Below are 19,840 nucleotides of genomic sequence, written 5' to 3'. Positions count from 1 at the left end.
ACAGGCGGCTCAACCCTCATCTAGCTGCTTCGCTTTCGCTGAATTTTGAGGTGGAGGTGTCTTGCTGCCCACAAATAGTGGGATAAATCAACAAGACCACACACCCATTCCTTTAAATACAGGCTTGTAAATCTAGTCATGTAACCAACCATAAAAAGGAATATTACATAGGCTAAGTCTAACATTACATTTTTAAAGTGAGGGGAATAAGCTTATGCACCAATATTGGTATTTGAATTCAGAGGGAAACAAGGAGCAATATAATAATCAAATTTCAATGTCATCATTATATTCACAGCCCCAAATAACTAAAGCTGAGGGAATGAATGGTCTGACGATTCCTGAGAATTGGAGTTGTCGAGTCTATCCATTTGGTTGGGATTCACCAGCCAATTATACGGGTTTCAATCCCGGTCCCCCTCCCTTCTCTTTGGGTCAGCCAATCCATTATGCAGGGATGATGCCCCAAGGACATCCTGCTAATTGGGCTCCATTACCAGGCCATGCAGGTTTTAATTTTCAAAAACCTCCCTTCCCCTGGCCCCAACCATTCAATCATACAGGGATGTTCGCACAAGGTCATCTTGCCGCTTTACTATCGCCGCCAGCCAAGCCTTTTAATTTTAATACCAATAAATGGGGTGTTTTTAACCCTCCAGGTTGGGGAGGACAGGTAAGTCCCATGGGATGGGGGAATAACGGAGGTAACGGTCAACCAGGAATGTTTGGAAACTTACTTACAGTAGGAAAAGGCACCATGAATGGAATAGGAATGCTTAGTAGTCTAATCGGTATGGGAAAGCTCTTCTTTTAGTTAATTAGAACGGGAGGATAGGTCCTTAGCTTTTTATTTAGTACGTAGAAAAATATAATTAACTTCCGTTAACGATAATTGTGTAAATAAGCTGCCCATATGGGCAGCTTATTGGATTTTTTCAAATACGTGATATTTTATTTGTCGATATTTTTTTAATCTTCATTATTGATTTCTATTGTACCTGTTCTAGCACTAACTTTTAAACTATTTAACAGATTATCAGGTGTCTTAATTTCCACTTCATATTCAAATGTAGATTGTGCTAAGTTGTCATCTTCTAATTCGAATTCTTTTTTCACATTAATAATTTCTCCATTTGTATGAGCTAAAGAAATTTCACGAACTTGTTTCTCTGTGTAGTTTTCATTCTTTTTCGCATAATTGTAGCCCATACCATAATATCCACCAACAATAGCAATACCGCTTACTAAAATAGCAATTACACTTATAATTATTTTCTTTTTATGTTTTAACATTTTCATCCACTCCTTAATAATTAATCATTTATTCCAAATCTTGCTTCAAGTACATTTTCTGCTTGCTCTAATTGATCTTCAAGTATATCTTGTTCTCTTTCTTGTATTTGATATTGTTCAACAGTTATCGTTCCAGCGTGAAAATCTGCTTCTAGCTGATCATCAGATAGATCTATCTTGTCATCTAATTGGTCAATTTCTTTTTTTGCTGCTAAGTACGTATTTAAGTTATCTTCTTTTGCTCCAACTGGTTTCGTATTATTTGCCTTTTCTACAATAGATGTGACTTCGTTTTTGAAATCTTGTGTTTGCTTAGTATCATTCATAGCAGGCCCTGTTTTGTGTGGTTCTTGTTGTAGTTGAGCACCTTCTTTTTGTGATGTATCGTTTTCTACTTTCAGTTGTTGTATTTCTGTATCGTTATCAGCTTGAGTAGAACAAGCTGTTAAGAATAAACAAGACATTGCTCCAATCATCATCCATTTTCCCATTATGTTCTCCTCCCTTTACATGTGCACCTTATCCATGTCCTTATATTACTGAACAAACATTAAAGGAAGATTAATGTGCAAAAAAATAAAGTGAAACTTTAATCAGCCCTCACCAATCGGGCTTTTACGGGATAAAATGATATAATTAAATAGTTTCTAATCTTTCTTTAATGTTTCGGAATTATAGTGATACATATAAATAAGAAGAAAAGGAGAATGTTAATGCGAGTTCTTATTGTCGAAGATGAAAAAGACTTACAAAATATATTAGTAAAACGATTAAATGCAGAATATTATAGTGTCGATGGATGTGGGAATGGAGAAGATGCTTTGGATTATATAAGCATGGCTACCTACGATTTGATTGTGCTTGACATTATGATTCCCGGAATAGATGGTTTACAAGTATTACAAAGATTACGTGCGGACAATAATACAACTCCTGTCTTGCTCCTTACAGCTAAAGATACAATTGATGATCGCGTAACAGGACTCGACTTAGGTGCGGACGATTATTTAGTAAAGCCCTTTGCTTTTGATGAGCTGTTAGCAAGAATTCGAGTGTTGATGCGAAGAAAAACAGGAAATACATCTAATGTGTTTGAAATCGCTGACCTAGTGGTGGATTGCAATATGCATAAAGTAACAAGAGGAGATCAAGTTATCAATCTTTCCAGTAAAGAATTTGCTATTTTAGAATATATGATTCGTAATAAAGAAGTTGTGTTGACACGAGATAAAATTGAGCAACATGTGTGGAATTACGACTATGAAGGTGGCTCGAATATTATTGATGTTTACGTCCGATACCTTCGTAAAAAAATTGATAGCCAGTTTGAAACGAAGTTAATTCATACAGTACGAGGCACTGGTTACGTATTGCGAGTTGAATCATGAAAAGACTATCAATAAAAATGAGAGTGACCCTATGGTATACGGGGCTAGTTGTAATTATTATGGCACTCGTGTTAGCTTTTATTTTAACTTCTTCAGATAAAGTTGTGCTCTTTAATATGAAAAATCAATTGAAGAGCACAGTAAAAGAAAGCATTGAAGATATCGAATATAAGCATGGACAGTTAAAGATTGACGATGAATTTGAAGCCTTAGAAGATGGAGTAAATATCATCATTTATAGTAAGCAAGGTGAGCTGCTGGCAGGACATAGTCCAACAGGATTTAATAAAAAGGTATCGCTTAAATCCGATGAAATACAAACCATTAAAGACGGTAATAAAGAATGGATAGTATATGATTTCCTCCATAATGTAGGCGGCGATGAGCAAGTCTGGGTTCGTGGAATAATGACCATGAATCAATTATCATCGACCATGAATACGCTTATTGTGGTAACACTCATCTCATTTCCATTACTTATTCTCATTGCAGCAGCGGGAGGATATTTTATTACGCAAAGAGCGTTTCGACCTGTGCAACAAATGAGTGATTCAGCCAGTGAAATTGGTGATGGTAAAGACCTTTCGAAGAGAATTAATTTACAAGGTTCATCGAAAGACGAAATGTATCATTTAGCACAAACCTTTGACAAAATGTTTGAGCGATTGGAGACATCATTCGAAAGTGAAAAACAATTTACATCTGACGCATCTCATGAATTAAGAACACCAACATCTGTTATTATTTCGCAATGCGAATACGCTTTATCGCAGAGGAATAATCCGACAGAAATGGAAGAATCGTTAGAAGTAATTTTAAGGCAATCGCGTAAAATGTCCGCGTTAATCTCGCAACTCTTATTATTAGCACGAGTTGACCAAGAAAAGCATAATACTTTTCAATTTGAATGTATCAATATGAGTGAATTAACGGAAATCGTTGTAGAAGAGCTTTCATTAATGGTTCAAGAAGCTTCGATTAATATAACAACACATATAGAGGAAGACCTGTTTATTAAAGCAGATCAAACATTGATGATGCGTTTATTAATGAATTTACTAACGAATGCGATTGCTTATAGCAAAGCGAACGGCACTGTGAATATGCAACTGTTCCGGGATGAAACCAACATAATAGGTAAAGTCTCCGATAATGGCATAGGCATCAGCGAGCAGCATATTGTGAAAATATGGGACCGCTTCTATCGAGTTGACGCAGCACGAACATCTTCAAACAATGGAAACACAGGTTTAGGATTGTCGATGGTAAAATGGATTATAGAACTACACGGAGGAGAAATTACCGTTGAAAGTGAATTAGGAGAAGGCAGTACTTTTACATTTAAACTACCTATTGAAAACCGAGCATAATGTATGCTCGGTTTTAGCTTTAGAATAAAGATTGATTAAAAAGCTCTCTTCAGTCCTTATTTAAAAGTAAATACAAAAACTCCATTTTGAAAAAAAGCGATCAAAATGGAGTTACTCTTTTTAGCTATATATGAGATTTTATAAAACTATCTACTTAAATCTATTTTCCAAGTATACCATTCAACAATCTGAAATATTCTAATCAACACAATCACTCATTTAACTAAAAAAATTGGTTAATTGCATAATGCTCTTCTGACTTTCCTTGCGAAAATTAGTGGATCATCAACGTCTTCGATATTAACGTAAATTAAATTTGGATCATCACATAACCACTCATTGTGTATAGACGAAACGATTATTCCTTGTTTAATAATTGTAGCAACAAATTCAGTGACTTCCTTTTGTAAGAGTGCTACCCGCCCTAGACATAATGCCCGTCCAGTTTTATTATCTCGTGATTCGAATGAGAAGGAAGTTGTTACTCTAAAACGTTTCCCCAAGATTGTTGCTTGTATTTCATCTCGATTTATTGTTGCCACGCATTTTCCACCGGCGAATCCTTCTTGGCCGCCGATAATTCTTGCAAACTGTTGACAAATTAATTCATCATTAATCACCATGCCTTTAATCATCCCCCCTTTTACTGTTAGGTTATGAATGAATACATCGGTCTGAAACGGTAATGAATCTATTCTATTACAAAAAAGATAATGGCAATCTAACGAAAACTGTTAGCTCAATTATTCTTGATTATTTGAATTAACTCGGCTATATATGTTAAGACATTTTTAGAGAGCATAAAAAAGACACCCTAAGGTGCCATCCTCCGACTTGAGAATCATATCTATGTATGGAGAAATTTAGAAAAGAGAAGCTCCTAACTATAACTTATAGAGCTCTTATACCATGAATTACTTACATACATATTTCCTTATTTACCCGAAGAAGAATCCCCGTTATATTACTTTCTGATCAGTCTCGTTAAAGCCATCCCAATAAATCCAGCACCCATCCCTATTAGCCATCCAGCATGAGTATCACCTAATATAGATCCCACTCCTCCGCCAAGAAACATGCAGCCAACGAATACTAATCCTCCAATTCCCCAATTCGGCCGTTCCATAATTCAATCACATCCCTTCAATAAAACATATGCGATTAACTAGCCTAACTTTCTTGCATGAGATAGTTAATTATTTTGCTAGAGATGGTATCGTTATTCTGCATAGGTTCAGCCACTTTTAGTGAATTCAAAAAAACGTGATTGACCGATTTGAAAGGATTTAACCTTGTCATTAGAGGATACATAAAAACCTGACAATTAATCAAAATAGATCATGCACTATGAAATAAAGTGAAACTTTAATCAGCTCCCAACAAACTTCTGTACCACCTAAATTTTGAACTGGGAGTTTTACTTTCCACAAATAGTAAGAAGCTAAATATATAGTAAAACCCCAGAAATCCAAAGGTCTCTGGGGCTTCATTATATATTTAGCTCTTTTTGCTTTTTGTTTTGTTTATGTCTATGCAGCAATTTTCGACTTATGAGAGAAATCAGTAATAAGATCAGTATTAGTACGAAAAGTTGCATAAATGATAAATCAAAATATTTAGCACCTGTAACTATTAAAAGTGTAGAAATCGTACCTTTTACAATGAAAAAAATAATAATCCATAATCCGCCTTTTTTCCAGTTCATTTTTATTTTACCCTTTCCTACGCTTAAATTCTTAAATGGGACACCTTAATAGAAATCTATTATATTAATAAAAAAGTAAACTTTTTCACAAAAATCATGTCCAATTACATGTGACGACTTCATAATAAATGAAAATGATATTCAGTGTCAATTTTATTGACTATTTGAATATCTATTTATCATCTCAATCTCTTTCTACTTCGTTTCTTATAGGCAATGAACTCTTGTTTTCAAACAAAAACACCTCCATTGAATTTGCACACTAAATATGCGAATTCAAGAGGTGTTTTTTCATGTACCATCAGATAAGGTTTCCTGCTTTATTTATTTCTTAATACGTAGCTATTTTCTAGTACACAATAACTGGATCATTAGTGTTCAAACTATCATATACAGTTTTTGCAACATTAGGAAGAAGGTTTACACACCCGCCTGATCCCCCTGTTAAATAAGCATTATTTGCCCAGTCTTTTCGCCAGCCTGCATCATGGAATCCTTGGCCGCTATTTGTGAATGGCACCCAGTAATCTACTTTAACTGCATAATCAGCTTTACCTACTGCGCTGCCTTTGAGCGTGTATGGTGTTCGTTTATATAGAACGTACCACACACCTGGTGATGTATCTTCACTCGTGCTATGTTTACCAGTTACTACATTTGTTGTGACGACTAATTTCCCATCTTTATAAATCCAAATTTGTTGATCTGCAATTGAAACTTCCGCATACGTGTCTCCGATGCCATTATTCGATGTTGTTTCATAACCGATACCTTCCTTCTCCCAACCATTTCCATGGATATTAGAAGCAGATAGCGATTTTTCACCCTTTTCAAAAGCTTGTTGAACTTGTTTTGTTTCTTTTTCAACATCTAGTGCCCAGCCGTAGCCTTGTCCTTTTACTGATATGACCGAACCGGAATGGGTTTTAAAGCTGAAATTTTTATTTAATGTTGATTTAGCATTATTAATTTCAGCAATCTTATTCTTAATATCGCTTGCATCGATTGTCACTTTCATATCCTTTGACATAGAGGCATTTTGAATTAAATCTTTCGCTTTTAAAGGATAAACTTCATTCTGCACTTTATATTCAACTGACTGCCCAAGAAGATTCTGTAGTGCTTTCTCCTCTTTTTTGATAATCGGATCGTCTTCTTTAATAGGCTGTATGTATGTAGACTTCAGATGAATTTCGCTTTTATATTTCTGCTTGTCGTAATCTTTCAGTAGACTCGTAACGTCATACTGTTTTCCATCAACGCTCTTCGAAATAACAACTTTTCCTTGTTCCAGCTTCGCCATAGCATCTTGAGGCGCTTGTAATTTTTCATTCATAGAGATGAGCTTTTCTTCTACAAGTTTTTTCATCGTTTCACTACGATACTGATCCGCCTTTTCCGGTAGCACTGAATAATTTTTTTCCTTTGAGGAAGGGAAAAATGTCCACTGGCTTTTTAATAGTTTCTTAACTTGAGGAAAATCTTTTTCCGTAAGTTCCGTTTTTGTATCTTTTTCATCTAAAATTTGTTGTTGATCAACATAGACTTTGTTTTCTAGTCCAGATGTTTTTAATTTCTGTATTGCCTGATCAGCGTTCAGACCACCGACTTTTGTGTCATTAATCGTAACATTTGAATTGAAGTGAGTTGCCTGATAATAACTCATTCCTCCAATGAGAAGTACAATTACACCAACACCCGCTGCAATAAGCTTCCAATTTGTAAAACGTTTGCTTGATCTTACTCGTTTTCTCTCAACTTCTTCAACTGATTCATTTATTGGACTATTGTTCATCAATCTTTCCCCCGTATACATTAACGTCAATCGATTTTAAACTAAAACCATTGACTAGTGTACCTTATTTTTCCTAAAATTTCATTATTTTTAAAAAGATTTTATCGCATTTAATTGATCAAATTTAGACTTTTTAATAGAAAGACACACTGAATAATCCCTTACAAGTAGTGAATCATTACAATAAATCTGAAAAAGTTAAGTACCATATACTTTTATTCAACTAACTTTTCTCCCGTAACAATCTCAAACAAAGTGGCTGCATTTTTCCCTTCTAATTGAGCATAGCGATTATCCCCCGCCATAACTTCTACTTTATCTTTATTAGGACTTATCCAAATTTGATACAACACAGCTTTCGCCTCTATTTTCGGATTTTTAAATTGAAAAACAAAGTGATAATCAGCTGAACGAGACATTTCCACTTTTTTATTTTCAAAATGAATATCATTTAATATTTTCTTTACTTGCAACACTTGATTATTGTCTGTAACTACTTTCAAATCCTCATAATTATCATCACCAACACGTTTTTGCACTTCGATTCTTTGATCTTTCCTTTGGTTCAGTTATCATTTCACTTAAAATACAAATATAATCCGTAACCTAAAAAAATTATTAATATTATAGAAATACTGAGTATTGTGTATATGACCTCTCTTAATGTTGTACTCATATAATCACTCCTCTCACGCTTCAATAATTCCATTATATAACAAATGATTCGTTGGAAGTTTAAAAAATGTTTTAAACTAAATTAAGCGAAGTAAGGGATGCCATTTGACTTCCCTTACTTCGCCTTTAAAGAATAATTAGTGAGTAGCTTACACATCAAGCTTATTAAGTAACCTTTCACTATTTTTTACACAATTGTAATTATAGTGTTTTTTGACATTTGATCATTATAAATTTAAATGGAGGTTTACTTTCCACATTTTTATGTGGCTCCAAAATTTCCGTAGTTTCTATCAGTCCATATTTTCCAAAGTCTTGTTTTACCGAGTCCATATCATAAAAGTACATTTTTACCCCTTCCATTATCTCGAAGTAGTCTTTACCCAGTTGTTTACCCTTCCCAAACATTGGGGCATCTTTAGAAATAGTAGTAAAAATCATATACCCGTTTGGTTTTAGCTGACTATAACAATCTTTAATAAACTTCTCTCTCTCATCCTTATTCAATAAATGAATAAGTGCATAACAAAATATACCATCATAAAGTTTGTTATCAAAAGGCATATCCGTAACTGAACCGTGGAAGAAATCAGCATTGAGTTCATTTGCCCTCGCCAATTCAATCGCCGTTTTTGAAATTTCAATACCTGTTACATGTATTCCGTTATCAATAAAAACCTTCGCATTTCTACCGTACCCAATACCAGGAATCAATATATCCTTCACTTTCTTTTCAAGGAAAATGTCCTTCGTCAAAATTGCGGAATCTGAAGGTTTAAATCCCCACATCATTTGATTTTCTATAAAACTTGCTTCCCAAAATTCTGTCATAACATCAATCTCCTTTATATATATCTCTCGTTATTTACCATTGAATGTTGAAAAATCATCGCATATTCACGAAATTGTATCAAATTTCAACATTAATTCAAAACAAAAAGCATTGGATATCCAATGCTTTTTCACACTTACGCAAACAGAGACGTATTCGCATATAAAGCTGGTGAGCCACCTGAATGTACGAATAAAATGTTGTCCTCTTTATTAAATTTACCTTTTCTAATTAAATCGATTAGTCCCGCTACTGCTTTACCTGTATAAACTGGGTCAAGTAAAATACCTTCAGTTTTCGCAAGTAACTGTACTGCTTCAACCATTTCTGGTGTTGGTAAAGCGTATCCTGGTCCTACATATTCATCAAAGCATGTAACTGCTTCGCGTGAAATAGAGTTTGGGATACCAACATGAGCTGAAGTTTCATCTACCAGTTTTGCTACTTTCTCTTCTTGCTCCGCTTTTCCTCTACTTACGTTAATTCCGATTACAGGAATTTTGCTTTGCGTTCCGGAAAAGCCAGTAATTAAACCAGCATGCATACCAGCGCTACCACTTACACAAACAACTGAACTGAAATCAATTCCTTGCTCAAATGACTGAGCCATAATTTCTTGCGCACAAGCAATATATCCCATTGCGCCAGTAGGGTTCGATCCACCAACTGGAATGACATATGGTGTATTTCCTTTTTCACTTACTTCCTTCGCTACTTTATGCATCTCTTCCATAAGGTCTGTTCCGTTTGGCACAACAATTACGTTTTCAGCACCTAATAAATGATATAAGAAATAGTTTCCGTTAAAGTCTGGCTTTTCTTCTGGCTCAAGCCCTTCCTCTAACACAAGAATACATTTCATTTTTTCTTTTACCGCAGCTGCAAGTGTTAGACGGCAATGGTTTGACTGAATACCACCAGCTGTAATTAACGTATCTGCACCCTTTTCCTGTGCATCCGCAACTAGAAACTCTAACTTTCTCGTCTTATTACCGCCAGCTGTTAAACCAAGTAAATCATCTCGTTTAAAATAAATAGTTGGTCCACCAAGTGCTTCTGAAAAATTGTTTAATTTTTCAATTGGTGTATATGATTCTGTATATTTTTTTCTCGGGAATTTAGCTAAATTCATCAATAACGCTCCTTTTATACTCTTTCACAGTAAATGTAACCATACTATTATTACATGGAAAAATGATGAAGTCACCTTTCTGGATTAAAAATGTATCGAAATTCAGTAAATGAAATTATATAGGCGATATTTTACTTTTACTGGCGATTCAACATAGAATATCGACTTACCGACAAAAAACGGCTTACAAAATCCATTTCTCATCACTCAAAAAAGAGCCCACACATTTAAATGCGGGCTCTCTCCAATCACTTATTTGCCGAAAAACGAAGAAGCTGTGTTAATCCTGGCTCTAAATTCATTTCTCCTTTGTGACGTACGTATACGATTTTGTCGCCATCAAATTTTGGCGGTTTTCCTGGATTATACGTATTCCACTCGTTCGTTCCTTCTACAGAGTACTCCATATATTCTGTTGCACCAACGATTACATTATTTCTATCATCAGCCGTCACATCTGGTGCCATTTGTGCGATTTTTGCATCACTAATTGATAATTTCTTTATATCCTTATCACGTTTATAATCGTAAGCCGTTACGACTACATCGTTACCATATGCTTTTATTTGTAATCCTTGTTTGAAAGAATATCCATCCGGCGCAGTCTTCTCGCCACCATTTGGTCCAGCCGACATCCAACCAGTTTCAATTCCGCCCGTATTTACAACTGTAAATCCTTTTTCATCTCCGCCTGTAATTTTCTTTTTACCAGCCCAATCTGGTAAGTTTAAATCCCAATGTGTATGACTCGTAAAGAAAACTACTTGCGGATAGTCTTTTAATATATCGTACAATTTATCAACGTTTAAATAATCTTGTAAATATGGATTTTGTCTTGATCCAGATACTGTATCAGGTAAAACGTGATGAGAGAAAATGAAAATCGGCTTATTTTTATCTTTTTGACTATACTCTTCTAAATTTTGTTTTAACCATCCTAATTGCTCATCACTCATATATACTTCATCCCACATTTTTGAATCGTGGTATTTCATATATTTTTCAGTTCCTAAAAATAAAAGCGGATAACCATCTAATTCTTTTTTATGATATACCTTATCTTGTCCGCTAAATTTTAAATATCGATTAAACAATGTCTCTTCCGTTACACCATTTGGCCATGTATTTTGAGAGAGTTTCCCATCAGCTGTCCATTTACCAGCGTAAAATTCATGATTCCCAACAGTTGACCATACATTTTCCGGGTGCTTATTTTTGTTTAACACACGCTTTACATCATCATATTGTGACTGCTGTCCAGTTGGCGTTATATCCCCATTCATAATAAGCGCTCTAGAAAGTGGCGTCACTTTGTTCATATCTTTTAACACGTGATCAAAATCCCCTAAATCCCCTTGAATGTCACTAATAACATTAAACATCGTAGCTGTTTTTCTTACTCGCTCTTTCTCTTCCGCATGCATTGTAAATGTCGGTAATAATACCGCCATAACAGCTAATGAAGCAACTGCCTTTTTCATACAATTTCTCCCCCTAATAATAGAATGTATAAACTGACACGCTCTACTTTCTCTTAGGTGCTTGTCCAATTCATATTATAAGGAGGGATTGTAAAGATAGATGGAGTGAAAATTTAAGTGTTTTTTAAGAGATTTTGTCTTTTTTACACTATCCATTTAACAATTGGCGTCAATTTTTCTATTTACCTATTAATATTAAATGAGTGTAAAATTATGCGATCAATCGCTTAGTTTGATATGTTGTGTTTTAATCTACTTTACACAAACTCAATAAAAAACTTTACCTTTTCAAATTTTCTTCATTTAATTCGAACAACTCTGGTAAAATAAAACGCCCACCTTTTCTAATTAGTACATCATCGAACCAAACTTCACCCCCGCCATACTCCGGTCTTTGAATGTTTACTAAATCCCAATGTATCGCTGATTTATTCCCGTTGTCTGCACCTTGTAATGAATCTCCAATCGCTAGGTGAAAACTACCATTTATTTTTTCATCAAATAACGTATTATTCATCGGATGTAGTATGTAGGGGTTAAAAGCCAGCGCGAACTCTCCAATATATCTTGCTCCCTCATCCGTATCAAGAATTCGATTCATTCGCTCTGTATCATTTGCATATGCCTCTATTATTTCCCCCTGTTTAACATGTAACTTTACATTTTGAAACGCATAACCTTGTTGAACAGATACTGTGTTAAACGTTATTACTCCATTTACAGAATCTTTAACAGGTGCTGTATATATTTCGCCATCCGGGATATTATCCGTACCATCCCCCTTTAAAACACCTATTCCTTCAATAGAAAACTCCAAATCCGTTCCTTCTCCAATAATCCTCACTCGTTTTGTCTTTTCCATTAATTCTTTTAATGGCTCCATTGCTTTCGACATTTTCTTGTAATCTAACGTACATACATCATAATAAAATTTTTCATAAGCCTCCGTGCTCATATTTGCTTCTTGCGCAGAAGCCGCATTCGGAATGCGAGTTGTCACCCATCTCGTTTTATACACTGCTTCACTATGTGCTTTTCCAAATATCTTTTGATATAACTTCATTTTTTCTGCCGGTACATCTGCTAATTCATATGCATTTCTAGGACTACGGAGATTAATATAAACTTGCATTTTACTTAATCGATAACTCTCCCAATCTGCAAATAACTTAAATTGTTCTTCTGATCCTGACAAAATCAATTGCCTCGTAACAGAAACGTCACGCATTGATACATGCGCATATCCCCCTGCTTTTTCAACAGCTTTAATAATTTCGCGAACTACCATAGGATCTATTTCAGTAACACTTTGAATCAACACTTGATCGTTAGGTTTAACTTTAGTCGAATGATTCACTAATACATCTGCTAATTTCGATAATCCTTGCTTCACTACACCGCTCACCCTTTCATTTCCGTTTCAAAAACTGAAAAAAGAGAACTACTCTTTTAAGCATTTCTCTTTTTCATCCAAACGATAAATATAAAATAAATCATTAAAAATATACTATATAAATTCCATAACGTGGGTATTGCAGCTACACTTAAATAAAGAGTTCCTGGTAACAAGCAATCATAAAAGTCTTTTTGTTTAAAAGCGATGTTTTTTTGCCATCGGTTCTATATATGTATTTAATATCCACATTAATACTTTCCATACCTTTTGTTGGCTAGGTGGTAGATGATCGTTATATACATAACTGTATTCAATTTGCTGTGTTGCACCACGATTTCGTTTGAACTCTCCAGCCCCAGCACTACAATGACAAATTAAATCTTTTTCGATAGAATCCATTGTAATAAGGAGGGAAAGTATACGGTATAAACCTTGTTGCTGGTCAGAGTTTGTATTATAGCCAAGGATCGGCGTTGTCATAACTCCATCCCGAATAAAATAAGCAATAACACCATCAATTGTATCCCCTTTTTTTATGGCCTTTATCTCAAATAAACGATGCTGAAGAGCATTCCATAAATAAGCGGGTGTAAACATTGGGTTATGGGCGGAATATTTTTCAATATATAGTTGGTTGTATAGCTGGGAAATTTGTAAAATATCCTCCTTTGTTAATTCTTCATTCGTAATGATTTCATAATTGCTTTTCTCTAATAAGCTTTTATCGTTTAATAAGTCTTTTCGTTTTTTTCGATTCATTTTTTTATAGTGTTTCGGATCAAATAAGTATATAGAACGAGACATAATTTTCTTGTAACCTACTGTAGATAGTGCTTCTGTCGTTACGGGATATAATTCATTATTTAAAGAGCGAAATAGAATTGTATGCTCTGGAAATTTCTCAACAAATAGATTCGTAATTTGTTCGATTTGTCGTTCGTTGATAGAGTGATAAAGATTTGTTGAAAGCATCCAATTATTTACGACAATTACTTTATTAATATTCGTTCGTCGTAACCAACTTCCCATAAGATGAATTGGATAGGTTAATAGCTTCTCTAGCCATGGTTTTTTCAACTCCCATAGCTCTTCTAACGCATAAGATACGTAATGTGTATAAGGAGAACATACATATGAATTTTCGAACTCTGCGTTATTAAGAGTAACTGGCAAGATGAGATCATCGATTTCTAATAGAAAGAGCTCCGTGTTAACATTTTCAATAAATGCTGTAACGCCCTTTTGAAAAAGAGGCAGGAAACTATCTCGCACATATGCCCCATCTTTTTTTGATTCCCAATCAATGCTATGTAAGGAATGAACATCATGTAACTGAATCATTTATGTTCACCACGTCTTACAAGGCTTTCTATTCTTTTTAATTTTTCATCATATACTTGAATATCGTAATGCGAAAAGAAGAACTGTGGTATCGCACACTTTTTAGTAGCCCACAGTGTATGTAATTCTTGCATTACCTTTGATTGACATAATTCGAGGTCTTCAGGTAGTGCTTTAAGTTTAATTTCAATTTTTTCTACGCTGTGTTGTATCACTTTAAATTCTTGAATGTCACTAGATGCAAACAAAATTGCTCTTCTAATGAAATCTGGAAAAATAAATATTTCGCTATTATCCAATTCACTTATTCCAATAAATATATCGTCACATCGACCGTCAATTCGTTCTAATGCTAAAAAAGGTGAGCCACAGCTGCACGGCGTTTTTTTCTCAATTAATATGTCATTGAGACGATAGCGTATAATAGGCTGTGTTTTCCTCATGAAATCAGTAATAATAGGAACGAATATCCCATTCTCTTGATCTAAGTATTCTTTTTCAATATGAACGAGGTCTTCATTAATGTGTAACGTCCCCTCCTTGCAGGTGGTAGCAAGAAAACCTTCTGTACATTGGTAAACTTGGTGTACTGTTTGCTTAAAAGTTGCACGAATAAAGTCTCTATCAATATCTTCAAGCACTTCTGCTACAGAGATAATTTTTTGGGGACAAATCGTAATCAGTCCTTCTTGCTGCCAGTAAGCGATTTTCCGTAACATAGACGGAGGTGCAATTAAAATAGATGGCTGTATTTCATTTAATCGCGTGATATGCTGCTGAAACGAATCTAGTAAATCAAAAAAATGAAATGAGATTCGCTCATTTTTTGTCGCTTCGTATAAATTGCTATTTGCACGTAAGAAAAAAGCAATCGTGTGTTTATGTAAAATGCTAGATGGAAGCACCTTTCCAATAATCGAGCCAGCCCACAACGTTTGTTCTTCCTCAGAAACGAGAAAAACCCCACGATTTCCACTAGTACCTGATGATAAACCAACAGTTATATTACGAATGGTTGGTGAGAAATTCCGGGTCTTTTCTGCTTCAATTGCTACATGAAACGCTTCTTCCTTTGAAATATGAACTGTATTTAATGTATCAAAATGTTCCATCATTACTTCTTTATCAATAATGGGGAGTGCAGCCAAATTCCCCTTTTGAATTTCATTTAAAAACGGCGTAAATAATTGGCGATAAAAAGGAGACGCCTCTATCGTGAACAAAAGCTGCTTTTCTATTTGTTGTTTATGAAACTGTTCCAACTGTTTACGATTTGAAAATCTCGAGACATATTTTGTTTTCAAGTATTGCTTGAGAATTCGTAGTTTATTCATAGTACACCCCTGCTTTAATTTTATCCCATGTATGTTCACAATGAGTTGGTACAATTTCAATCTCAGGTGATGTTTGTGATAAATGGTGTAACTTCTCAATATTCTTTCGATAAGATTTTGGATCGCTAGTTAAAAGATTGGCAATCTTACTAGGAAATACAAGGTTTTGATAAGTTTTACTTAGCCACACTGCGTCTGCACAAAGAAAGACAATTTTATTACTCTGTAAATGAACGAATAGACCAAATTGTCCCGTTGCATGTCCTGTTAAGTCAACAGCAAATAATGAGCCATCATCAAATACATCATACCCCTCTTCAAACTTTCCATATGTAGAAGGTAAGTTAAGGGATGGAGTTTGATCAATGAATGACATTCTTTTCTCTAAATCTATCGGCAGTGTATCTTTTAGACACCCTTTTAATAGAGCACCAAATTTACTTCTCTTTTTAATATCCTCATAAGCTTTTGCGAAGGTTAGTATTTTCGCTTTTGGAAAGTCAGGTAAACCAGCTGTATGATCGCCATGGAAATGAGAAAGAATAATATATTTAATTTCTTCTGGCTGAATACCATCAAGAAGAAGTTGCTGTTTAATAGATTGCTCTTCCGCGAAATGAACAGGCGTAAGTTTTGCATATACAGAGTAAGGGAATTTTTTTGTCGCCTCTTTAAAATGTCCCGCATATCCAGTATCAAATAAAATATATCCTAATACTGGATGCTGGAGTAACCCTACTGTAGCAGGAAAGCATATTTGTTTCCAACTGCCCTTGGAATATGCAATTTTTTCTGGATGTGTGCAATATCCTGTATCATATAGCTTTAAAGATTTGATTTTCATTGTATTTTCCACCAGTCTACAAATTTTGTAATTCCTTCTTCTATACTGATCTTTGGAGCATATCCTAGTTCTTCTTTAGCTTTATCAATATTTAATGTCTGGCTTTTTGAAAGGACACTAACAGTATATTTTGTGAGAATAGGTTCTTTTCCGAATAAAATAGTTTTTGAGATTCCTTCTAGTATAGCAGCTAGTGAAAAAGCAGTTTTGTAGGAAATTTTTTTATATTTTACTTCCTTATCAAGACGCTTCATTACATTTTCTATGACCTCATATAAATTTACACGCTCGTCATTTGTTATATTGTACTTTTGACCTAATGTATGTTTTGGGGAATGCATACAAAGAAGTAAAGCATCTACAACATTCTCAACATACGTAATATCAACAAGAACATTTTCAGTACCAATCCTCGGTAAAGCACCCTTTTCACATACTTTAATAAGACGCGGAAGAATAGCGTTATCTCCTGGTCCGAATAAAGCGCGCGGACGTATTGTGATAACTGGTAAACCATGCATGAAAGCTTGATCAATAGATTGTTCGGCCATGTGCTTCGTTGTTGCATAATGATTTACAAATGTATCAGGAAGTTTCGCGTTTTCTACTACATTTTGTCGCTCATCATAATAGAAATAAATACTTGGTGTTGATACGTGGATAAGGCGTTTTATACCGTACTTTTGACATCCCTCGATAATATGTTTCGTTCCTAACACATTCGCATTATAAAAATCTTCATATTTGCCCCAAGGGGAAGAAAGTGCGCCGCTATGAAAGATATAATCCTTATCTTTACAAACTTGTAGCACACGATCCCTGTCTTCAAGAGGACAATGAACAAACTCGATTCCATTTTGTTCTAATACCTTACCGATTGTTTTATTTCTTCCCGCTGCCGTTACTTCATAGCCCATATTTTTCAGTCGAAAGGCGAGTTTTTGTCCTAGAAAGCCCGTTCCACCAGTTACTAGCATTTTCATAAATCTTCACCATCCCACGATATGTCATATGTTGTTTGCTCTAAAATAGTCCGTTCCTGTTTATAACTTTCACGCCATAATTTATACATGCTAAAAAACTGATAAAAAAATGGTTTCCAATCATTGTGACGATAAACGATATCTGGATAAGAGCATAGAACTTTTAACCATCGCTTACGTTTTTGTTTACTTTTTAAATAAGGAAATCCATATAGAAGCATCGCTAACCGAATTGCGCACTCAGAGTTTGGTCTTGGAATGAGTGTATTGTTTACTGTTTCATGAAAGAAAACCGGCAATATTTCCTCATCGAATAAATGTAATCCACTTGTAGTACGTGGATTACATTCAATCGGAATCGCATCCCCATCCTCTGTAACGATAAAATCAAAAGCAATTTGTCCTGAGAAATTCAGCTCTTTTACAATATGCGTAACAAACTGATCAATTTTAGGATGATTCATATGCTTAAATGCAATGGTAGCGCCTAAGCCTGCCGTGAATTCCGTTTTATACGTAGAGTGAGCTAACACTTCCCCAGATTGTGCAATACTGTAGGAACAGTGCTGCGTTCCTCGTATAAACTCTTGCATAATATAATTCGACTTATCTATCATGCTTTCTTTTAGAGCAACCTCTTTTGTAATAAATTCCACTTTATCAGAAAAACGGGAGAAAATCGGCTTTCGTACAAAAGGAGTATTAGCTGGCGTTTTGTGCATCATTGAACTTATCGCTTCTTCATTATTTATTCTATATGTTGCAGGTACTTGCCACCCTAAATTCGCTACGAACTGAATAAATTCCCACTTATTATGCAGTAATGAAAGTTTTTGAAAATCATCTACTAATACATGGCAAAATGCGCTTAATTCTTCTCTATATTTAGATATATAAAACACTTCTTCACAAGTAGGAATAAGCAAATCCACATTGTGACGTTGAATAATGGATAGTAGCGCACGGATACTTTCATTTGTTTTCCACTTTGGAGAAGGAATTTCATAAAAATAATCCGTACTCTTTGAAACTTTACTTAATGGATAAGGAATACTATCTGCAATAATAACGGTATGTCCAGCGTTATGAAACAGTCTGCATAAATGCAGAGTTGCTGGTGCACGTGCCCCTGTAATTAATACTGTTTTCTTAGTATTCAAGAAGGATGCCCCCGATTGAAAGTCCTGCAGAAGTACCTAATAATAGTATTTTATTTCCACGTTGCACTTTCTTTTGCTTAATCGCTTCGAAAAGAGCGACTGGAATAGATGCGGAAATCATATTACCGTAGTCTTCAAAAATGGTCATAAAGCGCTCTTCATCAACCCCTAATTTTTTACGAATGAGTCTCATAGCTGGCCCACTTGCTTGGTGAGGAACAATTAAATCAATATCGGCCAGGGAATAACCAGTATCCATAAGTAGCTTGTCGATAAACTTCAACAAATACTTAGAAGATAGTTTAAAAATGGCTCTTCCATTCATATCGAACAAGAAGTCTTCTTTTCGTTCCTCACTATACTCCCTAGGATGAATCATCGTTCCACCGCCACGAATTTCTGATAAATGCGCACCAGAGCTATATGTTTCCATATGGGAAGCAATAATAGAAGATGTATGATCACCTTTTGTTATGACAACAGCTGCCGCACCGTCACCGAATAAAATGCTGCTTTCATTTTGTCCCCAATTTAATCCAACAGAAGAAATTTCAGAAGAAATAATAACAACATTTTTGTATCTCCCGCATTCCATTGCGTAAGAAATTGTATCAAGTGCTGTTATGAAACTTAGACATGTTGAATTGATATCAAAACATGGAATACCAGAATGCTGTAGCCCGAGCTGTTCTTGAATAAGTGATGCTGTAGAAGGTATTGCCTGTTGAATCGTTCCGCTTCCGCAAATAATACAATCGATATCATCCCAAGTTAACTTAGCATCTTCTACAGCTTTTTTTGCAGCTTCCGCCCCCATATAAGAAGACGTTTCCCCATCAATAAAATATCTTGTTTTTACCCCAGCTTTTTTTAATGTCCAGCCTTCTGGCACATGTAGCATGCGATCTATTTCAAAAGATTCTACCTTTCTTCTCGGAAGATATGTGCCAATTCCTTTTATACTAATATATCTTTTCATTCTCTATCGCCTCTTAATCTTTTTATAAATTTAAAAATCCTTTACATCTAAACATTGCTGTGGATACATACAGAAAGTCTTTTTATAAAATTCTGCTATCTCCTTATGTACTTCTAATCCTATTTTTCTTCA

The 19,840-nt window shown here is 34.9% G+C and carries 19 protein-coding genes and 1 pseudogene; 3 read left to right on the top strand and 17 right to left on the bottom strand.

Going from position 1 to position 19,840, the window contains the following annotated elements:
• Nucleotides 1–214: 214 nt before the first annotated feature.
• Nucleotides 215–814: a hypothetical protein gene (locus JFT89_RS03990; RefSeq protein WP_002066221.1), complete on the top strand. Its 600-nt coding sequence runs from the start codon at nt 215–217 to the stop codon at nt 812–814.
• 155 nt (nt 815–969) lie between these two features.
• Here the strand turns inward: JFT89_RS03990 and JFT89_RS03985 are convergent, their stop codons facing one another.
• Both JFT89_RS03985 and JFT89_RS03980 read right to left on the bottom strand, forming a co-directional pair.
• Nucleotides 970–1,293 (bottom strand): PepSY domain-containing protein, encoded by a 324-nt coding sequence (locus JFT89_RS03985; RefSeq protein WP_016095777.1) that lies wholly within the window; start codon nt 1,291–1,293, stop codon nt 970–972.
• Between the two features lie 20 nt (nt 1,294–1,313).
• Entirely contained in the window at nt 1,314–1,784 is a 471-nt protein-coding gene (locus tag JFT89_RS03980; RefSeq protein ID WP_002066218.1) for a hypothetical protein, read from the bottom strand.
• Nucleotides 1,785–2,006: 222 nt separating this feature from the next.
• Between JFT89_RS03980 and JFT89_RS03975 the strand changes: the two genes are divergently transcribed.
• Nucleotides 2,007–2,681, top strand: coding sequence for a response regulator transcription factor (locus JFT89_RS03975; protein WP_002128055.1), 675 nt, complete (start codon nt 2,007–2,009; stop codon nt 2,679–2,681).
• Entirely contained in the window at nt 2,678–4,051 is a 1,374-nt protein-coding gene (locus JFT89_RS03970) for a sensor histidine kinase (RefSeq protein WP_033706982.1), read from the top strand. The genes JFT89_RS03975 and JFT89_RS03970 overlap by 4 nt, the downstream gene beginning before the upstream one ends.
• Before the next feature lie 236 nt (nt 4,052–4,287).
• On the opposite strand, the gene JFT89_RS03965 is transcribed toward JFT89_RS03970, so the two are convergent.
• The 15 genes and pseudogenes from JFT89_RS03965 to JFT89_RS03895 all read right to left on the bottom strand — a co-directional run bounded on the left by JFT89_RS03965 (nt 4,288) and on the right by JFT89_RS03895 (nt 19,708).
• A complete protein-coding gene (locus tag JFT89_RS03965; RefSeq protein WP_002066215.1) occupies nt 4,288–4,686 on the bottom strand; it encodes a DUF1259 domain-containing protein in 399 nt (132 codons plus the stop codon).
• Between the two features lie 329 nt (nt 4,687–5,015).
• The gene (locus tag JFT89_RS03960; RefSeq protein WP_000441003.1) at nt 5,016–5,177 is read right to left on the bottom strand and encodes a hypothetical protein; all 162 of its coding nucleotides are present in this window, start codon (nt 5,175–5,177) and stop codon (nt 5,016–5,018) included.
• Between the two features lie 363 nt (nt 5,178–5,540).
• A complete protein-coding gene (locus tag JFT89_RS03955; RefSeq protein ID WP_002017170.1) occupies nt 5,541–5,756 on the bottom strand; it encodes a hypothetical protein in 216 nt (71 codons plus the stop codon).
• A gap of 349 nt (nt 5,757–6,105) precedes the next feature.
• Nucleotides 6,106–7,551: a L,D-transpeptidase family protein gene (locus JFT89_RS03950; protein ID WP_201039473.1), complete on the bottom strand. Its 1,446-nt coding sequence runs from the start codon at nt 7,549–7,551 to the stop codon at nt 6,106–6,108.
• A gap of 215 nt (nt 7,552–7,766) precedes the next feature.
• Nucleotides 7,767–8,108: pseudogene (locus JFT89_RS03945) on the bottom strand (YhfM domain-containing protein); the annotation flags it as partial.
• 319 nt (nt 8,109–8,427) lie between these two features.
• The gene (locus JFT89_RS03940) at nt 8,428–9,057 is read right to left on the bottom strand and encodes a class I SAM-dependent methyltransferase (protein WP_201039472.1); all 630 of its coding nucleotides are present in this window, start codon (nt 9,055–9,057) and stop codon (nt 8,428–8,430) included.
• Between the two features lie 137 nt (nt 9,058–9,194).
• Nucleotides 9,195–10,190 carry a D-cysteate sulfo-lyase gene (cuyA, locus tag JFT89_RS03935; RefSeq protein ID WP_002066210.1) on the bottom strand — a complete coding sequence of 332 codons (996 nt, stop codon included), beginning with the start codon at nt 10,188–10,190 and terminating at the stop codon, nt 9,195–9,197.
• A 248-nt stretch (nt 10,191–10,438) separates the two neighbouring features.
• Nucleotides 10,439–11,671: a DUF4073 domain-containing protein gene (locus tag JFT89_RS03930; RefSeq protein WP_002066209.1), complete on the bottom strand. Its 1,233-nt coding sequence runs from the start codon at nt 11,669–11,671 to the stop codon at nt 10,439–10,441.
• A 280-nt stretch (nt 11,672–11,951) separates the two neighbouring features.
• The gene (locus tag JFT89_RS03925) at nt 11,952–13,064 is read right to left on the bottom strand and encodes an aminopeptidase (RefSeq protein WP_201039471.1); all 1,113 of its coding nucleotides are present in this window, start codon (nt 13,062–13,064) and stop codon (nt 11,952–11,954) included.
• 198 nt (nt 13,065–13,262) lie between these two features.
• Nucleotides 13,263–14,408: a hypothetical protein gene (locus tag JFT89_RS03920; protein ID WP_016095784.1), complete on the bottom strand. Its 1,146-nt coding sequence runs from the start codon at nt 14,406–14,408 to the stop codon at nt 13,263–13,265.
• Entirely contained in the window at nt 14,405–15,742 is a 1,338-nt protein-coding gene (locus JFT89_RS03915) for a F390 synthetase-related protein (RefSeq protein ID WP_016095785.1), read from the bottom strand. Before JFT89_RS03915 ends, JFT89_RS03920 begins: the two co-directional genes overlap by 4 nt.
• A complete protein-coding gene (locus JFT89_RS03910) occupies nt 15,735–16,586 on the bottom strand; it encodes an MBL fold metallo-hydrolase (protein ID WP_016095786.1) in 852 nt (283 codons plus the stop codon). The genes JFT89_RS03915 and JFT89_RS03910 overlap by 8 nt, the downstream gene beginning before the upstream one ends.
• The gene (locus JFT89_RS03905) at nt 16,583–17,569 is read right to left on the bottom strand and encodes an NAD-dependent epimerase/dehydratase family protein (protein ID WP_016095787.1); all 987 of its coding nucleotides are present in this window, start codon (nt 17,567–17,569) and stop codon (nt 16,583–16,585) included. The genes JFT89_RS03910 and JFT89_RS03905 overlap by 4 nt, the downstream gene beginning before the upstream one ends.
• Nucleotides 17,566–18,729 carry an ATP-grasp domain-containing protein gene (locus tag JFT89_RS03900; protein ID WP_016095788.1) on the bottom strand — a complete coding sequence of 388 codons (1,164 nt, stop codon included), beginning with the start codon at nt 18,727–18,729 and terminating at the stop codon, nt 17,566–17,568. Before JFT89_RS03900 ends, JFT89_RS03905 begins: the two co-directional genes overlap by 4 nt.
• Nucleotides 18,719–19,708 carry a beta-ketoacyl-ACP synthase III gene (locus tag JFT89_RS03895; protein ID WP_016095789.1) on the bottom strand — a complete coding sequence of 330 codons (990 nt, stop codon included), beginning with the start codon at nt 19,706–19,708 and terminating at the stop codon, nt 18,719–18,721. Before JFT89_RS03895 ends, JFT89_RS03900 begins: the two co-directional genes overlap by 11 nt.
• Nucleotides 19,709–19,840: the final 132 nt, after the last annotated feature.

Origin of the sequence: Bacillus sp. TH25 (assembly GCF_016650935.1) — a bacterium.
Taxonomy (GTDB): domain Bacteria; phylum Bacillota; class Bacilli; order Bacillales; family Bacillaceae_G; genus Bacillus_A; species Bacillus_A mycoides.
The sequence above is the reverse complement of the archived record's forward strand: the minus strand, read 5'-3'. Positions and strand labels throughout refer to the sequence as shown.

Excerpts from the sequence above, each read along its gene's own strand:
- JFT89_RS03990 (WP_002066221.1), top strand. The coding sequence starts at position 215 with ATGCACCAATATTGGTATTTGAATTCAGAGGGAAACAAGGAGCAATAT.
- JFT89_RS03985 (WP_016095777.1), bottom strand. The coding sequence starts at position 1,293 with ATGTTAAAACATAAAAAGAAAATAATTATAAGTGTAATTGCTATTTTA.
- JFT89_RS03980 (WP_002066218.1), bottom strand. The coding sequence starts at position 1,784 with ATGGGAAAATGGATGATGATTGGAGCAATGTCTTGTTTATTCTTAACA.
- JFT89_RS03975 (WP_002128055.1), top strand. The coding sequence starts at position 2,007 with ATGCGAGTTCTTATTGTCGAAGATGAAAAAGACTTACAAAATATATTA.
- JFT89_RS03970 (WP_033706982.1), top strand. The coding sequence starts at position 2,678 with ATGAAAAGACTATCAATAAAAATGAGAGTGACCCTATGGTATACGGGG.
- JFT89_RS03965 (WP_002066215.1), bottom strand. The coding sequence starts at position 4,686 with ATGATTAAAGGCATGGTGATTAATGATGAATTAATTTGTCAACAGTTT.
- JFT89_RS03960 (WP_000441003.1), bottom strand. The coding sequence starts at position 5,177 with ATGGAACGGCCGAATTGGGGAATTGGAGGATTAGTATTCGTTGGCTGC.
- JFT89_RS03955 (WP_002017170.1), bottom strand. The coding sequence starts at position 5,756 with ATGAACTGGAAAAAAGGCGGATTATGGATTATTATTTTTTTCATTGTA.
- JFT89_RS03950 (WP_201039473.1), bottom strand. The coding sequence starts at position 7,551 with ATGAACAATAGTCCAATAAATGAATCAGTTGAAGAAGTTGAGAGAAAA.
- JFT89_RS03940 (WP_201039472.1), bottom strand. The coding sequence starts at position 9,057 with ATGACAGAATTTTGGGAAGCAAGTTTTATAGAAAATCAAATGATGTGG.
- cuyA (WP_002066210.1), bottom strand. The coding sequence starts at position 10,190 with ATGAATTTAGCTAAATTCCCGAGAAAAAAATATACAGAATCATATACA.
- JFT89_RS03930 (WP_002066209.1), bottom strand. The coding sequence starts at position 11,671 with ATGAAAAAGGCAGTTGCTTCATTAGCTGTTATGGCGGTATTATTACCG.
- JFT89_RS03920 (WP_016095784.1), bottom strand. The coding sequence starts at position 14,408 with ATGATTCAGTTACATGATGTTCATTCCTTACATAGCATTGATTGGGAA.
- JFT89_RS03915 (WP_016095785.1), bottom strand. The coding sequence starts at position 15,742 with ATGAATAAACTACGAATTCTCAAGCAATACTTGAAAACAAAATATGTC.
- JFT89_RS03910 (WP_016095786.1), bottom strand. The coding sequence starts at position 16,586 with ATGAAAATCAAATCTTTAAAGCTATATGATACAGGATATTGCACACAT.
- JFT89_RS03905 (WP_016095787.1), bottom strand. The coding sequence starts at position 17,569 with ATGAAAATGCTAGTAACTGGTGGAACGGGCTTTCTAGGACAAAAACTC.
- JFT89_RS03895 (WP_016095789.1), bottom strand. The coding sequence starts at position 19,708 with ATGAAAAGATATATTAGTATAAAAGGAATTGGCACATATCTTCCGAGA.